The sequence below is a fragment of the Polaromonas sp. LjRoot131 genome, assembly GCF_964252805.1.
Classification (GTDB): Bacteria; Pseudomonadota; Gammaproteobacteria; order Burkholderiales; family Burkholderiaceae_C; genus Polaromonas.
Map to the genome: position 1 here is coordinate 220678 of NZ_CAXUPF020000004.1, position 14702 is coordinate 235379.

The 14702-nt window shown below is 65.7% G+C and carries 15 protein-coding genes; 12 read left to right on the forward strand and 3 right to left on the reverse strand.

The window, feature by feature from the left end; all coding sequences use genetic code 11:
- Window positions 1-99: 99 nt before the first annotated feature.
- Window positions 100-705, forward strand: coding sequence for a MarC family protein (locus tag ACSQ27_RS18610; RefSeq protein ID WP_436156969.1), 606 nt, complete (start codon window positions 100-102; stop codon window positions 703-705).
- Complete coding sequence (locus tag ACSQ27_RS18615) at window positions 702-1865, forward strand: toxin-antitoxin system YwqK family antitoxin (protein WP_436156970.1); 1164 nt, start codon at window positions 702-704, stop codon at window positions 1863-1865. The genes ACSQ27_RS18610 and ACSQ27_RS18615 overlap by 4 nt, the downstream gene beginning before the upstream one ends.
- A gap of 17 nt (window positions 1866-1882) precedes the next feature.
- On the opposite strand, the gene ACSQ27_RS18620 is transcribed toward ACSQ27_RS18615, so the two are convergent.
- Window positions 1883-2866 (reverse strand): fumarylacetoacetate hydrolase family protein, encoded by a 984-nt coding sequence (locus tag ACSQ27_RS18620; RefSeq protein WP_436156971.1) that lies wholly within the window; start codon window positions 2864-2866, stop codon window positions 1883-1885.
- A 132-nt stretch (window positions 2867-2998) separates the two neighbouring features.
- Here ACSQ27_RS18620 and ACSQ27_RS18625 point away from each other — a divergent pair, with 132 nt between their 5' ends.
- The 3 genes from ACSQ27_RS18625 to ACSQ27_RS18635 all read left to right on the forward strand — a co-directional run bounded on the left by ACSQ27_RS18625 (window position 2999) and on the right by ACSQ27_RS18635 (window position 5447).
- Complete coding sequence (locus ACSQ27_RS18625; protein ID WP_436156972.1) at window positions 2999-3853, forward strand: IclR family transcriptional regulator; 855 nt, start codon at window positions 2999-3001, stop codon at window positions 3851-3853.
- Window positions 3850-4992 (forward strand): DUF3108 domain-containing protein, encoded by a 1143-nt coding sequence (locus ACSQ27_RS18630; RefSeq protein ID WP_436156973.1) that lies wholly within the window; start codon window positions 3850-3852, stop codon window positions 4990-4992. Before ACSQ27_RS18625 ends, ACSQ27_RS18630 begins: the two co-directional genes overlap by 4 nt.
- A gap of 173 nt (window positions 4993-5165) precedes the next feature.
- On the forward strand, window positions 5166-5447 hold the full coding sequence (locus ACSQ27_RS18635) for a BTH_I0359 family protein (protein ID WP_436156974.1): 282 nt from the start codon (window positions 5166-5168) through the stop codon (window positions 5445-5447).
- Window positions 5448-5557: 110 nt separating this feature from the next.
- On the opposite strand, the gene ACSQ27_RS18640 is transcribed toward ACSQ27_RS18635, so the two are convergent.
- Window positions 5558-6670, reverse strand: coding sequence for an AbrB family transcriptional regulator (locus ACSQ27_RS18640; protein WP_436156975.1), 1113 nt, complete (start codon window positions 6668-6670; stop codon window positions 5558-5560).
- Window positions 6671-6721: 51 nt separating this feature from the next.
- On the opposite strand from ACSQ27_RS18640, the gene ACSQ27_RS18645 reads away from it, so the two are divergent.
- Complete coding sequence (locus ACSQ27_RS18645; RefSeq protein ID WP_436156976.1) at window positions 6722-7585, forward strand: ChaN family lipoprotein; 864 nt, start codon at window positions 6722-6724, stop codon at window positions 7583-7585.
- Between the two features lie 23 nt (window positions 7586-7608).
- On the opposite strand, the gene ACSQ27_RS18650 is transcribed toward ACSQ27_RS18645, so the two are convergent.
- Entirely contained in the window at window positions 7609-8949 is a 1341-nt protein-coding gene (locus ACSQ27_RS18650) for an aminotransferase class III-fold pyridoxal phosphate-dependent enzyme (RefSeq protein WP_436156977.1), read from the reverse strand.
- Window positions 8950-9070: 121 nt separating this feature from the next.
- Here ACSQ27_RS18650 and purU point away from each other — a divergent pair, with 121 nt between their 5' ends.
- From purU to ACSQ27_RS18680, 6 genes are all read left to right on the forward strand, one after another.
- Window positions 9071-9919, forward strand: a complete 849-nt coding sequence (purU, locus tag ACSQ27_RS18655) for a formyltetrahydrofolate deformylase (protein WP_436156978.1) — start codon at window positions 9071-9073, stop codon at window positions 9917-9919.
- 5 nt (window positions 9920-9924) lie between these two features.
- Window positions 9925-10824, forward strand: a complete 900-nt coding sequence (locus ACSQ27_RS18660; RefSeq protein WP_092130281.1) for a LysR substrate-binding domain-containing protein — start codon at window positions 9925-9927, stop codon at window positions 10822-10824.
- Between the two features lie 322 nt (window positions 10825-11146).
- Window positions 11147-11929, forward strand: a complete 783-nt coding sequence (locus tag ACSQ27_RS18665) for a carbonic anhydrase family protein (protein WP_436156979.1) — start codon at window positions 11147-11149, stop codon at window positions 11927-11929.
- 121 nt (window positions 11930-12050) lie between these two features.
- Complete coding sequence (locus ACSQ27_RS18670; RefSeq protein WP_436156980.1) at window positions 12051-13553, forward strand: FAD-linked oxidase C-terminal domain-containing protein; 1503 nt, start codon at window positions 12051-12053, stop codon at window positions 13551-13553.
- A gap of 8 nt (window positions 13554-13561) precedes the next feature.
- Window positions 13562-13933: a CidA/LrgA family protein gene (locus ACSQ27_RS18675; protein ID WP_436156981.1), complete on the forward strand. Its 372-nt coding sequence runs from the start codon at window positions 13562-13564 to the stop codon at window positions 13931-13933.
- A complete protein-coding gene (locus tag ACSQ27_RS18680; RefSeq protein ID WP_436156982.1) occupies window positions 13926-14651 on the forward strand; it encodes an LrgB family protein in 726 nt (241 codons plus the stop codon). The genes ACSQ27_RS18675 and ACSQ27_RS18680 overlap by 8 nt, the downstream gene beginning before the upstream one ends.
- Window positions 14652-14702: the final 51 nt, after the last annotated feature.

The following is a 14702-nucleotide window of genomic DNA, read 5'->3' on the forward strand; positions in this document are numbered from 1 at the left end:
ACGCTGGGCCGGGACGTCAACCGCTTTTTGTTTCAGCCGTGCGGCCGCGCCACGCGGCGAAGGCCGGTGCCGGCAACGACGGCCTGATAAGCTCGAGGCATGGCCTATACCTTTGCCTCCGCCACGGTGCTGCTGCTGCTGATCACCGACCCTTTCGGCAACATCCCGATTTTTGTCAATGCCCTCAAAGGCGTGGCGCCCGAGCGGCGCATGTTCGTCATCCTGCGCGAGGTGCTGATCGCCTTTTTGCTGCTGCTGGCCTTCATGTTCGTCGGCGACGGTTTTCTGCGCCTGATGAACCTCAGCGACCTGTCGCTGCAGATCGCCGGCGCCGTCGTCATGTTTTTGATCGCACTGCGCATGATCTTCCCGTCCGACCAGCCCGAAGCCGCGCCCCTGCAGGGCGAGCCGCTGATCGTGCCGCTGGCCATTCCCGCGCTGGCCGGCCCCTCGGCGCTGGCCACCGTGATGCTGCTGGTGTCGCAGGCGCCGGCGCGCCGGCTCGAGTGGATCGCCGCGCTCTGCGTCACCATGGCCGTCTGCGCCGTGGTGCTGGTGCTGTCCGAGCGCATCCAGCGCGTGGCCGGCGACCGCGTCATGATGGCCTTTGAACGGCTCATGGGCCTGATCCTTGTGGCGATTTCGGTCGAGATGTTCCTGCGCGGCATACGTCTCTTCATCACCCAGACCGGGGCTGCCGCATGAGGGCCGCGCATCGCATCGCCCTGCTGTGCGCCTGCCTCCTAGCGCCGGCCTGGGCGCATGCGGTGCAAGACTGCGAACTCAACGGCGAAAGCGTCAACCCCAACCACGGCGGCACCACCGCCGGCAAGACCGGTCTCATGCGCTGCAAGGACCGCGACTCCGGACAGCCGACGCGCGAGCAGGAACTGCAGGGCGGCAAGTTCATGGGCCTGGTGCGCTATTTCAAGGACGGCAAGCTCCAGCGCGAATACAGCGTGAACGAGCGCGGCAACCAGCACGGCCGCTCGCGCGACTTCGCGCCCGGCGGACAGGTGCTGCGCGACAGCGTCTACGACAACGGCAGCCAGATGGGCCTGGCGCGCAGCTTCCACGCCAACGGGCAGCTGCAGCGCATCGTGTTTTACGGGCCGCGCGAGGGCGGTAGCGTCGAGCAGGCCTACGCCGAGTTCAACGAAAGCGGCCAGCTCCAGGCCCTGCGCTGCGGCGACAAGCCCTTGCTGGCGCCGCCGGCCGACGATGCCCGCTGGTGCGGTTTTTCGGGCGGCGCATCACAACTCGATCTGTTCAGCGGCAAAGGCGTGCTCAAAGGCCGCAGCAGCTACCTGGCCGGCAAACGTGTACGCCATGAAACGCTGGGCGAGGACGGCAAGCCGGATTACCAGGAGGAGCTTTCGGGCAGTACGCGCACCGAACGCCATTTCAACAACGCCGGCGTCAAGCGGCGCGAAATCCAGTGGCTGCTCGACGGCAAGACTTCCTTCAGGGAACGCGAGCAGGAGTTCGCCGACAGCGGCGCGTTGACGCGCGACAGGCGCTGGTCGGCCGGTAAACCCGTCAGCGACCAGAGCTATTACCTCAACGGCCAGCCGCGCAGCAAGACCGAATACGGCGGCGAAGGCGACGCGGCCTGGCTGCAGACCACCGAGTTTTTCGACAGCGGAAAAACCGCCTCGACCGGCCGCTTCAGCGCCTCCAACCGCTACCGGCAACTGCCGCTGGGCACACACCAGCGCTTCAACGAGGCCGGCAAGCTGGTGGCTGAATCAAGCTACGACGAGCGCGGCCGCATCACGCGTGAGAAAAGCTGGGACGACGAAGGAAAACTGTTGCGGGATGACTCGGTTTTTGAAGACGGCTCAAGAAAAGCCTATTCAAGATAACCCCGTCAACAAAGCGCTCAGGCTGCAGCAACCACTTTTTGGTCAATCGCGCCAAACACCGACAAACCGTCCTTGCCCTTGGCCTCGATGCGAATCGTGTCGCCGAATTTCATGAACTGCGTCTTGGGCTTGCCGTCCTCGATGGTTTCGATCGCGCGTTTTTCGGCGATGCAGCTGTAACCGTGGCTCCAGTCCTTGTTGCTCACGGTGCCCGAACCGACGATGCTGCCGGCGCGCACGTTGCGGGTCTTGCAGATGTGGGCGATCAGCTGGCCGAAATGGAAGGTCATCTCGGGGCCGGCCTCGCACATGCCGACCTTGCGGCCGTTCCAGGTGCTTTGCAGCGTCATGTGCAGGCGGCCCTTGTCCCAGGCCTCGCCCACCTCGTCGGGCGTCACCGCCACCGGGCTGAAGGCCGTGGCCGGCTTGCTCTGGAAGAAGCCAAAGCCCTTGGCCAGTTCGTCGGGAATCAGGTTGCGCAGCGATACGTCGTTGGCCAGCATCAGCAGGCGCACGCCCTCCAGCGCCTGGGCCGGCGTAGCCCCCATGCGCACGTCGCCCGTGATCACAGCGACTTCGGCTTCAAAGTCGATGCCGAAGTCTTCGCTGGCCACGACCACGTCGTCGCAGGCACCTATGAAGTCGTCGCTGCCGCCCTGGTACATCAGCGGGTCGGTGTAAAAGCTTTCGGGCACCTCGGCGTTGCGGGCCTTGCGCACCAGCTCCACATGGTTGATGAAAGCCGAGCCGTCGGCCCACTGGTAGGCGCGCGGCAAGGGCGCCATGCAGCGCGAAGGCTCGAAGGGAAAGGCGTGGCGCGCCTTACCGTTGTTCAGGGTTTCATACAGGTCCTGCAACTGCGGCGACATGAAGTTCCAGTCGTCCAGCACCTGCTGCAGCTTGCCGGCAATGCCGGTCGCATAATGCGCCGTGGAGAGATCGCGCGACACCACCACGAGCTGGCCGTCGCGTGAAGAGTCTTTGTAGGTGGCAAGTTTCATCGATATCCTGGTGGGTGGCTGTCGGTTTTCGCCGAAGGCCTGATTGTGCCGTGGCCGGCGGCGGCTCCCTGCACCACGTTACGATCCAAGCATCCACAGCCTCACGGCAAACCTGAAATTCTAGTCACCCCCATGAAAGCCAGCCCCGGCGCCACCGCCTCCCCACGCAGCAGCCCGGCGCCGCAGCGCGCGGGCATCCAGTCGGTGGAGGTCGGTTTTGCACTGCTGGAGGTGCTGTCCACCTCGCCCGGCCCCTTGATGCTGCGCGACCTGGCCGCCGCCGCCGGCATGAGCGCGGCCAAGGCCCACCGTTACCTCGTGAGCTTCCAGCGGCTGGACCTGGTGGTCCAGGACCCGTCCACCACGCTATACGACCTCGGCCCGGCGGCGCTCAAGTTAGGGCTTGCTTCCCTCTCAAGGCTGGACAGCGTGAAGCTGGCCCGGCAACGCCTGCAGCCGCTGATGGCGCAGACCGGCCAGACCCTGGCCCTGGCCGTCTGGGGCAACCAGGGGCCCACCCTGGTGCACTGGGAAGAATCGCCGCGGGCCGTGACCGTCAACCTGCGCCTCGGTGACGTGATGCCCTTGCTGTCTTCGGCCACCGGCCTGTGCTTTACCGCGTTTTTGTCGCCGCGCCTGGCCGCCACCGGCGCCAAGCCGCAGGGCCGCCTCGCCTTGCTGGTCAAGGACGAACTGGCGCGCAACCAGAAACTGGCGCGCCAGGATGTGCCCACGACCATGGCCGGCGTCGCCGAGGTGCTGGAGGAAGTGCGCCGGCGCGGCATGGCGCGCGCGGTCAACACCCTGCTGCCCGGCGTGGCCGGCTTTTGTGCGCCGGTCTTCGATGCCGACGGCCACCTGGCCCTGGGCATGGTGGCGCTGGGCTCGCTGGCCACCTTCGATGCCGCCTGGGACGGCGCGGTGGCCCGGCCCCTGGCGGCGGCGGCACGGCAACTTTCCCGTGACCTGGGGTTCGAAGCGGCATGAGCACCCTGGCCGCCCCTTCTTCCCACGCCGCCCCGTCCCGGCGTGCGCTGGCCCTGCTGGCGGTGGGGGTGCTGATCGTCCACGCGCTGCTGCTCACCTCCATGCCCGTGCGCTTCGGCCCCGAGCGCCCGCCGTCCTCAGAAGCCACAGCAGCTTTCGTGACGCGCAGCATCCCGCCGCCGCGGCCGGCTGAACCTGCGCCGGCCGCCCTGCCCGAGGCCGCGCCGGAGCCAAAGCCCGCCAGAAAAAAACCCACGCCAGAGCTCAGCGAGGCCGCGGCAGTCCCGGCGCGCAAACCGCGGCCGGCGGACTACGTGCCCGATGCGCCGTCTCCCGCCGACCTGCTCGCGCAGGCGGCGGAAATGGCCGCCAGGGCCGAGGCCCCTGCCACAAGCGCGCCCGAGGCGGCGCCGCCGGCCAGCCCCGCCGAGGCGCCGGCACCGGCGGCGGCCACGGCCCAACCGGAAACCACCAAAATCGGCGTGGTCCGCCTGCCGGGCTCCGTCCGCCTGGAATACAAGGCCATAGGCGCAAAAGACGGCCGAAACTATTACGGCAACTCGGAGCTGAACTGGCAGAACAAGGGCAGCGAATATGCAGCGGTCCTGGAGGTGCGCGCATCGTTTCCGGCGTCCTTGTTCCTCAAGCCGCGCATCCTGACCAGCGAAGGCGAGCTCACCGAGATCGGCCTGGCGCCCAAACGCTTTTCCGACAAATCACGAAGTGAACGGGCGGCGCATTTCGACCGCGACAAGGGCAAGGTGACCTTCAGCGCCAACACGGCTGACGCGCCCTGGATCGCCGGCGCCCAGGATCGCATGAGCTTTTTCCTGCAGCTGGCCGGCATGCTGGCGGGCAATCCGGCGGAATTCGTGCCCGGCAACAGCATTACCCTGTACACCGTGGGGCCGACCCAGGCCGATACCTGGACCTTCCTGGTGGAAGCCGAAGAAACCCTCACCGTTTCCGCCGGCAATATGCCGACGCTCAAACTTTCCCGCAAGCCGCGCGGCGATTTCGACCAGAAGGTGGAAGTCTGGTTCGCACCATCGCTCGACTATTTGCCGGTCAAGAGCAAGATCACAGAGCAAAACGGGGATTTTGTGGAGCAGTCACTGGAAAGCGTGCTCCGGCCCTGAGCAAGGATTGAAAGGCGACCCGCGCAGCCCGCGTTGCTGCCACGCACGTCTATGCGCGTTTTATGTGTGGTTTTACACGGTGTAGCGCGTCTTTACCGGACACTTGCAGGCCGTATGGTGCGGACTCTTGAACTTGGCCTCATCGTTGCTATCTGACGATAAAGGACCTCACCATGCAAATGCTTTACGACTCCGACTCTTTTGCCGTGGTTCAGATTCACGCGAACGCGCCGGAAGAATCTGCGCCCGCTCCCGCCATCCCCCAGCTAGCCCGCCACGGCTTTGAAATCGTGGACAAACGCTCGGGCAAAGAGGTCTACCTCGACGGCTCCTGGGCCGAGATGTTCCAGCAACGCCTGAGCGCATGGGCACAGAACACGCCCACGCAGGAAGAAATCGAAGACACGCTGGAAGGCTATAGCGGGTTGGCTAACACCCCGATGTCACTTCACTAGCCCCCACGCTTTTCACTTCGTGTAATGCGCTGCCCCCCGAGGGGGCCGCTGCGCCTACGGCCCGGCAAAGCCGGTTCCGTGGCCCCTACTTGATTGAAGAGTGCGCGCGCTTATTCAGCCGGTGGGCTTTCTGCTGGCGCCGTTGAGCGCTTCTCGTAGATCCAGCGGTACATGGGCTCGGCCAGCAAGAGTACGGCCGCCAGCCTGGTGACGTGAAAGGCCGTGACCACCGGCACACCCAATTGCAGCACCTTGGCCGTGATCGCCATTTCGGCGATGCCGCCGGGTGAAGTCCCCAGCAGCAGTGTGGCCCAGTGCAGGCTGGTGAATTGCGCCAGCGACCACGCAAACCCCGCGCACAGCGCAATCATTCCTACCGTGGCCAGCGCCACCGAGCCCAGCCAGCGCGGCGCCATGTGCACAAAGCCGCTGGTGAAACGCACGCCCAGGCTGATGCCGATGACCAGCTGCGCGGCATTCGTCATCCATTGCGGCAGGGCCGACAGCGTGAGGCCGCAGGCGGTGAGCAGCAGCGACACCACCAATGCGCCTATGAACCATGGGTTGGTGCGCTCCAGCTTGAGCATGGCCCAGCAGCCTATGCCGGTCAGCACGGCGAGCAAAGCCAGTCCCGGGAGCTGGACCACGCGCGCGCCGGGCAGGGTGGCGTCCAGCCCGTGCAGCCCCGCCCACTGGAAGCCGAAGGGAATGATCAGTGTGACCAGCAGCACGCGCAGGCTGTGCGCGGAAGCCACCAAGTCGGTCTGCGCACCGTGGCGCTCGGCCATCAGCGTCATTTCAGACGCGGCGCCTATGGGCGCAGCAAAATAAGTCGTGATGCGCGACAGTCCTTTGACATGGAAGGGCCCGGGCCCATGGTGCACCCGGTAAAGCCAGGCCCCGAAAGCCAGCCCCAGCGCGAGCGCCCAGGCGATGTTCAGCGCAATCGCCCACCACAGGCCCGCCAGCAGGGCGACCACCTGCGGCGTGAAATAAAGCCCCAGTGCGCAGCCGATCACCCATTGCCCGCTGTTGCGCAGCGGCGTCCAGCTGGCCGTCGGGCCACCCAGCATGGAAACCACGGCGGTCGCCAGTAGCGGGCCTATCATCCAGGGCAAAGGTGTGCGCAGCCAGAGGCACAGCGAGGCCGCGGCACAGGCGAGCAGCAGCGTCAGGATGACGCGCGTAAAAAAGGCGCGGGCGGGCGGTGAAAGAAGCGGCATGGCTTGGGGCACGGCCAACAAAAACCGGGCCGGAAGCATTAGTATCCACCGATGCGCCATTTCCCCACCCTTCGTCCTTCGGCATGGCTGCTGTGCGCCGCCGCGATGGCTTTGGCCGCCGGCTGCGCGGGCCGGCCCGAGGCGCCCATCCTGCAGGCACCCGGCCTCGACACCGCACAGACCGCGACACGGCTGGACGCCATCCTTCCGGCGGAGATCCTGATACTCGGCGAGCAGCACGACGCGGCCGAACACCAGCGCATCCAGCAGCAGGTCGTTGCCCTGCTGGCCGCACGCGGCGCACTGGTCGCCCTGGCGCTGGAAATGGCCGATACCGGCGCCAGCACCTCCGCGCTCAAACCCAGCGCCACCGAGCAGCAGGTGCGCAATGCCTTGAACTGGAACGACAAGGGCTGGCCCTGGGCCGCCTACGGCCCCTCCGTGATGACGGCGGTGCGCGCTGGCGTGCCGGTGCTGGGCGCCAACCTGCCGCGCGCCCAGATGCCGGCCCGCATGGCGGACCACCAGCTTGACCAGCAGCTACCCGGACCGGCGCTCAAGGCGCAGCAGCAGCTGATACGCAGCGGCCACTGCAACCTCTTGCCCGAAAGCCAGGTCACGCCTATGACGCGCCTCCAGATTGCCAAGGACGTCACCATGGCCAACACGCTGGCCCAGGCCGCCTTGCCGGGAAAAACCGTGGTGCTGCTGGCCGGCAGCGGCCATGCCGATCGCCACCTGGGCGTGCCGCAGCACCTGCCGACCGATGTCAGGGTCAAGGCCGTGCGCCTGCGCGCCGGCGGCGCCGCGCCAAGCGACAAAGCCGACGCCTTCGATGCCGTGTGGGAAACGCCCGCGCTTCCCGAAAAAGACTACTGCGAAGGCCTGGACAAAAAACTCGCCCCCAAGCCCTGAGCGCCCCTCACCGCTGAAACACCTCAGGCGTGTTTGCGGATCGCGTCGGCCACCACGTTGACGATGCGGTCTATGTGCTCTTTCTCCACGATGTAGGGCGGGCAGACCACGATATTGTCGGCCGCCGGCCGCACCAGCACGCCGTGGTGGAAGCAGTCCATGAAGATGTCGTAGGCGCGCTTGCCCGGCGCGCCGGCCACGGGTGCCAGTTCCACCGCACCGGCCAGCCCCAGGGCGCGTATGCCGATCACATTGGGCAAGCCTTTCAGGCCGCTGTGCATCGCATCGCCCAGCACCTTGCCCATCTGGCCGGCGCGCTCGTACAGCTTTTCTTCCTTGAGCAGGTTCAGCGTCGCGATCGCCGCCGCGCAGGCCACCGGGTGGCCCGAATAGGTGTAGCCGTGGAAAAACTCGATGGCATGCTCAGGCGCACCGCTGTTGGCATTCATCATGCCGTCGTAGATGCGGTCCGTGCAGATCACGCCGCCCAGCGGGATCACGCCGTTGGTCACGCACTTGGCGAAGTTGAGCATGTCGGGCACCACGCCGTAGTAATCGGCGCCGAAACCCGTGCCCAGGCGGCCGAAGCCGGTGATGACCTCATCGAAAATCAGCAGGATGCCGTGCTTGTCGCAGATTTCGCGCAGGCGCTTGAGGTAGCCCTTGGGCGGCAGATACCAGCCGGCGCTGCCGGAGACCGGCTCGACGATGATGGCGGCCACATTGCTCGGGTCGTGCAGCGGCAGGATGCGGTTTTCCAGCTCCAGCAGCAGGTCTTCCTCCCAGACCGGCTCGGCGCCGTTGATGTAGGCGTGGTTGACCGGGTCGTGGATGAAACGCATGTGGTCCACGCGCGGCAGCAGCGCGGCTCCGTAGACCTTGCGGTTGGCCGGAATGCCGCCCACGCTCATGCCGCCGAAGCCGACGCCGTGATAGCCCTTCTCGCGGCCTATGAAGATGTTGCGGTGGCCCTCGCCGCGCGCGCGGTGGTAGGCCAGCGCGACCTTGAGCGAGGTGTCGGCCGCCTCCGAGCCCGAGTTGCAGAACAGCACCTTGTTGAGGTCGCCGGGCGCCATGCCCGCGATAAGCTCGGCGGCCTTGAAGGCCTGGTCGTTGCTGGCCTGGAAGGCGGTCGCGTAGTCCAGCGTGTCGAGCTGCTTTTTGATGGCGTCGTTGATGGGCTTGCGGTTGTGGCCGGCGCCCACACACCACAGGCTGGAAATACCGTCTATCACCTGCCGGCCGTCATGCGTCGTGAAATGCATGCCGTCGGCCGCCACGAACACGCGCGGGTCTTTTTTGAAGCTGCGGTTGGGCGTAAAAGGGAGCCACTGGTGCTCCATGTTGAAGTTCTGATAGGCCATGGCGTGTCTCCTGCGTCTGGAAAGGGGTTTCCGGCATTCTGGCACTGTTGCCGGCCCCCCGCTCCGGCCTTTGCGGCCCATCCGGGCGACCGGTGGCCTCACCTGCGACAATTCATCCCCTATGAATCACGCTTATATCCTCACCCTGTCCTGCCCGGACCGTATGGGCATTGTTCATGCCGTGTCCGGCTTCCTGCTGGACAACGGCGGCAATATCGAAGAGGCCGCGCAGTACAACGACCACGATACGGGCCTGTTTTTCATGCGCGTGCAGTTCGCCTGCGACAAACTCACGCACGAGGAGCTCTCCAGCCAACTCAAGGCCTTCGCCGAACCCTTCGGCATGAACTGGAAGCTGCATGCCACCACCCAGCCCATGCGCACCGTCATCATGGTCAGCAAGGAAGGCCACTGCCTCAACGACCTGCTGTTTCGCTGCAAATCCGGGCTGCTGCCGATTGAGGTGCGCGCCATCGTCTCCAACCACCGCGAGTTCTACCAGCTGGCGGCCAGCTACAACATCCCGTTTCACCACATCCCCGTCACGGCGGCCACCAAGGCCCAGGCCGAGGCGAAGCAGCTGGAGATCATCGAGTCCGAAGGCGCCGAACTCGTGGTGCTGGCGCGCTACATGCAGGTGCTGTCCAACGAGCTGTGCCAGAAGCTCTCCGGCCGCGCCATCAACATCCACCACTCCTTCCTGCCCAGCTTCAAGGGCGCCAAGCCTTATTACCAGGCGCACGACCGCGGCGTGAAGCTGATAGGCGCGACCGCGCACTACGTGACGGCCGACCTCGACGAAGGCCCCATCATCGAGCAGGACGTGGCGCGCGCCGACCACAGCAAGACCGTGGAAGACCTGACCGCCATGGGCCGCGACACCGAAAGCCAGGTGCTGGCGCGTGCGGTGAAATGGCACAGCGAACACCGCGTGCTTTTGAACGGCCACAAGACCGTGATCTTCAAGTAATCAACATGGCGACGCCGGCGCGGATTCCACCGATTCAATGCCTGCTGACCTTCGAGGCGCTGGCGCGGCTGCGCAGCGTGACGCAGGCGGCCGAGGAACTCTGCGTCACGCCCAGCGCCGTCAGCCACCGTGTCAAGCAGCTCGAGCAGATCATCGGCACCAAGCTCTTCGGCCGTGCCGATTTCTCTCTGACCACCGAGGGCAGCGAATACCTGGCCCATGTGCGCGAAGGCCTGGCCACGCTGCAGAAATTCCCGGGTGCGGCCGGGCAAAGCACCACGCCCGGCAAACGCAAGCTGCGCCTGGCCGTTACGCCGACCTTCGCGCGTTCCATCCTGATCCCGCGCCTGCGCCAGTTCACCGATGCCTATCCCGAGATCGACCTGACGCTGCAGGTGTCCATCCCGCTGCTGGACGTGGTGGCCGAGGACGCCGACCTGATCGTGCGCTTCGGCACCGGCCGCTATGCGGACCTGGAGCACGTCTGCCTGAGCAAGGACGAGGTCGCGCCGCTGGCCTCGCCGGCTTTTGTGCGCGAGCACGGCCCTTTTGAAGCGGCCGAAGACCTCGAAGGCGAAAGCCTGCTGCGCTCGCCGCTGGAGCCCTGGCGGACATGGTTTGCGGCCCACAAGCTCGACTGGCCGGAGCCCGCCGACGGCTCGCAATTCAATGACATCGGCCTGATGTGCGATGCCGCCGCGGCCGGCATGGGCATTGCGCTGATACGCCTCAAGCTGGGCGCACCCTGGCTGGAAAACGGCTCGCTGGTGCGCCTGGGCAGCAACGCGGTGTTCGCCGGCAATGTCCCCAGCCCGCATGCGCACTACCTGTGCTGGCGCACCGGCACCATGGACCGCTGGGAATGCGCGGCGTTTGCCGATTGGTTGAGAAAAAGTTTGGGCTAGGGCTGTTAACCCTATTTCGCTATTTTTGCAAAGGCGAATGGGGCGCTGAAGAGGGAGCCGCCCGACCCTGCAAACGCCCTGGCGGGTTCGGCCCCGCCTGTGTTTTTTTGCCTTGCGCAACGCCTTGTTGACGCGCGGCGCATCTTACGCAAAAAGCGTTAACAGCCCTGATCGGGCCACACGGGCGGCGGCATCAGAGGCCGCGCCGGCAGGTGACATCCGGCTCACGCAGGTTTAGAGTGGAATCGGCTACGGCCGGGCAAGCATCAGCTTGGCCAGCCGCAGCCTCAAACAAAACCAACCATTCAGCGAGGGAATTTCTATGAAGAAGAACCAGCTCAGCGCCCGCGTGGCCGGCATCCTGTTGTCCATGTTTGTTTTGTCGCCCCTGGCGCACGCCGAGGGCAAGCCCGCGGCGAAATCCGTCAAAGCCGGCACTTTCTGCACCATCCAGGACGCCAAGGCATGCCAGGACGCCGTGACGCCCGCGCAAATCCTGTCGCGCTTCAAGGCCGGCAACACGCGCTTTGTCTCGGGCAAACCGCGCCACCAGAACTACCTCAAGGAAATGAAGGCCACGGCGGACGGCCAGTTCCCGCTGGCCAGCGTGGTGTCCTGCATCGATTCGCGCGCACCGGCCGAAATCGTCTTTGACCAGGGCATAGGCGACCTCTTCAATGCGCGCGTGGCGGGCAACATCGTCAACGAAGACATCCTGGGCAGCCTGGAGTTCGCGCACAAGGTCGTGGGTGCCAAACTGCTGGTGGTGATGGGCCACACCAGCTGCGGCGCCATCAAGGGCGCGTGTGACGATGCCCAGCTGGGCAACCTGACAGGACTCATCGGCAAGATCAAGCCGGCCGCGAACCTGGTCTCCGCCGACATCAAGGACCGCACGTCCAAGAACTATGCCTTTGTCGAGATGGTGGCCGAGAGCAATGTGCGCCTCACGGTGGAGACGATTCGCGAGAAAAGCCCCATCCTGCGCGAGATGGAGCAAAAGGGCGAGATCATGATCGTAGGCGCCATGTACGACGTGAAGACCGGCAAGGTCAAGTTCTATGACACGCCCGGTGCCAGCAAAGCGCCGGGAACCAAGTCCTGAAGCTCCTCCCGTTCTGAACGGATCGTGGCGGCCGGCATTTCACGCCCGGCATTAAATTTCTTCAACCCGGCCGCCACCGCTTGCCCTACAGTCTGGTTTCAACCCCGGAGCCAGACAGACCATGAACGCCCCCGCCTCGCACGAACAGCAAAGCCAGCTTGAAAGATCGGAGCGGCAAGCGCAAGTCGTGCGTGCGCTGCAGGCGGTGCTGCCGGCACACGCGCTGCTCTGGAACAACGAAGACACCACACCTTATGAATGCGACGGCCTGACCGCCTACCGCCAGCGGCCGCTGGTCGTGGCCCTGCCCGAAAGCTATGCCCAGGTGCAGGCGGTGCTCAAGACTTGCCATGCGATGGACGTGCCGGTGGTCGCGCGCGGCGCCGGCACCGGGCTCTCCGGCGGCGCCATGCCGCACAAGCTGGGCGTCACGCTGTCGCTGGCCAAGTTCAACAAGATCCTCAAGCTCGACGCCGCCAGCCGCACGGCCGTGGTGCAGGGCGGCGTGCGCAACCTCGCGATCTCCGAGGCGGCCGCGCCGCTGGGCCTGTATTACGCGCCCGACCCTTCCAGCCAGATCGCCTGCACCATAGGCGGCAACGTGGCCGAGAACTCGGGCGGCGTGCACTGCCTCAAGTACGGGCTGACGGTGCACAACGTGCTCAAGGTCAAGGGTTTCACGATTGAAGGTGAAGAGGTCGAGTTCGGCGGCGATGCGCTCGATGCCCCCGGCTTCGATTTGCTGAGCATCATCATCGGCAGCGAAGGCATGCTGGCCGTGACCACCGAGGTCACGGTGAAGCTGGTGCCCAAGCCCCGGCTGGCGCGCTGCATCATGGCCAGCTTTGACGACCTGCGCAAAGCCGGCGACGCCGTGGCCGCCGTGATTGCCGCCGGCATCATTCCGGCGGGCCTGGAGATGATGGACAAACCCATGACGGCCGCCGTGGAAGATTTTGTGCACGCCGGCTACGACCTCAGCGCCGAAGCGATTTTGCTCTGCGAAAGTGACGGCACGCCCGAGGAAGTCGAGGAGGAAATCGGCCGCATGAGCGAGGTGCTGCGGCGCTGCGGTGCCACCGCCATCGCGGTGAGCCGCGACGAAGCCGAGCGCCTGCGCTTCTGGAGCGGCCGCAAGAACGCCTTCCCGGCCTCGGGCCGCATCAGCCCCGACTACATGTGCATGGACTCCACCATTCCGCGCAAGCGCCTGGCCGACATCCTGCTCGCGATCGCGGAGATGGAAAAGAAATACCAGTTGCGCTGCGCCAATGTGTTCCATGCGGGCGACGGTAACCTGCACCCGCTGATCCTGTTTGACGCCAACGATCCCGACCAGCTGCATCGCTGCGAACTCTTCGGCGCCGACATCCTGGAGACCAGCGTCGCCATGGGCGGCACCGTGACCGGCGAGCACGGCGTGGGCGTGGAAAAACTCAACTCCATGTGCGTGCAGTTTTCGGCCGAGGAAAACGAGCAGATGTTCGGCGTCAAACGCGCCTTCGACAGCAAGGGCCTGCTCAACCCGGGCAAGGTGATCCCCACGCTGAACCGCTGCGCCGAGTACGGAAAAATGCTGGTGCGGGCCGGGCAGATCAAGCATCCCGACCTGCCGCGCTTTTAGGGTCCGCGATGGCAGCGCTGCGCGGACTGGCCTGGTTACTGGTTTTTCAATCGATAGGGGAACTGCTTTCGCGCGGCTTTTCCCTGCCCTTTCCGGGGCCCGTGATCGGCATGGTTTTGCTGCTGATCGGCCTGCGCGCAGAGCTGGTGCGAGAGCCTGTGTCAGTGTGCGCAGACTTCCTGCTCTCGCACCTTTCGTTACTCTTTGTGCCTGTCGGCGTGGGCGTCATGACCCATCTTTCGCTCGTGAGCCAGTACGGTGCGCGCATTTTGCTGGCCGTGGTGGTGTCCACCTTGGCGGGTTTATTCGTCACCGTGCTGACCCTGCACCTGTTGCGGGACCGCGGCGATGCGGCGCCAGAGGAGCCGCCCCATGCCTAAATTCGTCGAACTCTGGGTCTACCTGTCGGCCACGCCGCTGTTCGGCCTGACGGCCACGCTGGTGGTTTATGTGCTGGCGCAAGCGGTTTATGCCCGCCTTGGCCAGCCACCCTGGGCCAACCCGGTGCTCTGGACAGTGGTGTGCCTGGCCGGCGCGCTGCTGGCCACCGGCGTGCCCTACCCCACCTATTTTGCGGGCGCACAGTTCATCCACTTCCTGCTGGGGCCCGCCGTGGTGGCGCTGGCCTGGCCGCTGTGGCTCAGGCGCGAGGAGCTGCGCCGGCGCTGGGGTCGGCTGCTGCTGGCGGCCCTGGCGGGCGGCATCGCCGCCAGCGGCTCGGCCTTGCTGATGGGCTGGGCGCTGGGCCTGCCCTCTGAAGTGACCTTGTCGCTTGCGCCCAAATCGGTCACCGCGCCGGTGGCCATGGGCATTGCCGAAAAGATAGGTGGCATCCCGGCGCTGGCGGCCGTGTTTGCCGTGATCACGGGCCTGGTCGGGGCGCTCTGCGGCAAATACCTGTTTGACGCACTGCGCATCCCGCGCGATGGACCAGGCTGGGCCGCGCGCGGTTTTGCGCTGGGCACGGTTTCCCACGGCCTGGGCGCGGCGCGCGCGCTGCAGGTCAATGCCGACGCGGGGGCCTATGCCGGGTTGGCGCTGGGCCTGCAGGTGGTGCTGGCCTCGGCGCTGATCCCGTTGGCCTTCCGCTGGCTGTAGGCAGAGGGCGAACGCCAACACGCCGCATCACCTTCCTGCCGCGAACGGCAT

Bases quoted from the DNA above. Each gene is read 5' to 3' on its own strand.
- ACSQ27_RS18610 (WP_436156969.1), top strand. From the start codon at position 100: ATGGCCTATACCTTTGCCTCCGCCACGGTGCTGCTGCTGCTGATCACC.
- ACSQ27_RS18615 (WP_436156970.1), top strand. From the start codon at position 702: ATGAGGGCCGCGCATCGCATCGCCCTGCTGTGCGCCTGCCTCCTAGCG.
- ACSQ27_RS18620 (WP_436156971.1), bottom strand. From the start codon at position 2,866: ATGAAACTTGCCACCTACAAAGACTCTTCACGCGACGGCCAGCTCGTG.
- ACSQ27_RS18625 (WP_436156972.1), top strand. From the start codon at position 2,999: ATGAAAGCCAGCCCCGGCGCCACCGCCTCCCCACGCAGCAGCCCGGCG.
- ACSQ27_RS18630 (WP_436156973.1), top strand. From the start codon at position 3,850: ATGAGCACCCTGGCCGCCCCTTCTTCCCACGCCGCCCCGTCCCGGCGT.
- ACSQ27_RS18635 (WP_436156974.1), top strand. From the start codon at position 5,166: ATGCAAATGCTTTACGACTCCGACTCTTTTGCCGTGGTTCAGATTCAC.
- ACSQ27_RS18640 (WP_436156975.1), bottom strand. From the start codon at position 6,670: ATGCCGCTTCTTTCACCGCCCGCCCGCGCCTTTTTTACGCGCGTCATC.
- ACSQ27_RS18645 (WP_436156976.1), top strand. From the start codon at position 6,722: ATGCGCCATTTCCCCACCCTTCGTCCTTCGGCATGGCTGCTGTGCGCC.
- ACSQ27_RS18650 (WP_436156977.1), bottom strand. From the start codon at position 8,949: ATGGCCTATCAGAACTTCAACATGGAGCACCAGTGGCTCCCTTTTACG.
- purU (WP_436156978.1), top strand. From the start codon at position 9,071: ATGAATCACGCTTATATCCTCACCCTGTCCTGCCCGGACCGTATGGGC.
- ACSQ27_RS18660 (WP_092130281.1), top strand. From the start codon at position 9,925: ATGGCGACGCCGGCGCGGATTCCACCGATTCAATGCCTGCTGACCTTC.
- ACSQ27_RS18665 (WP_436156979.1), top strand. From the start codon at position 11,147: ATGAAGAAGAACCAGCTCAGCGCCCGCGTGGCCGGCATCCTGTTGTCC.
- ACSQ27_RS18670 (WP_436156980.1), top strand. From the start codon at position 12,051: ATGAACGCCCCCGCCTCGCACGAACAGCAAAGCCAGCTTGAAAGATCG.
- ACSQ27_RS18675 (WP_436156981.1), top strand. From the start codon at position 13,562: ATGGCAGCGCTGCGCGGACTGGCCTGGTTACTGGTTTTTCAATCGATA.
- ACSQ27_RS18680 (WP_436156982.1), top strand. From the start codon at position 13,926: ATGCCTAAATTCGTCGAACTCTGGGTCTACCTGTCGGCCACGCCGCTG.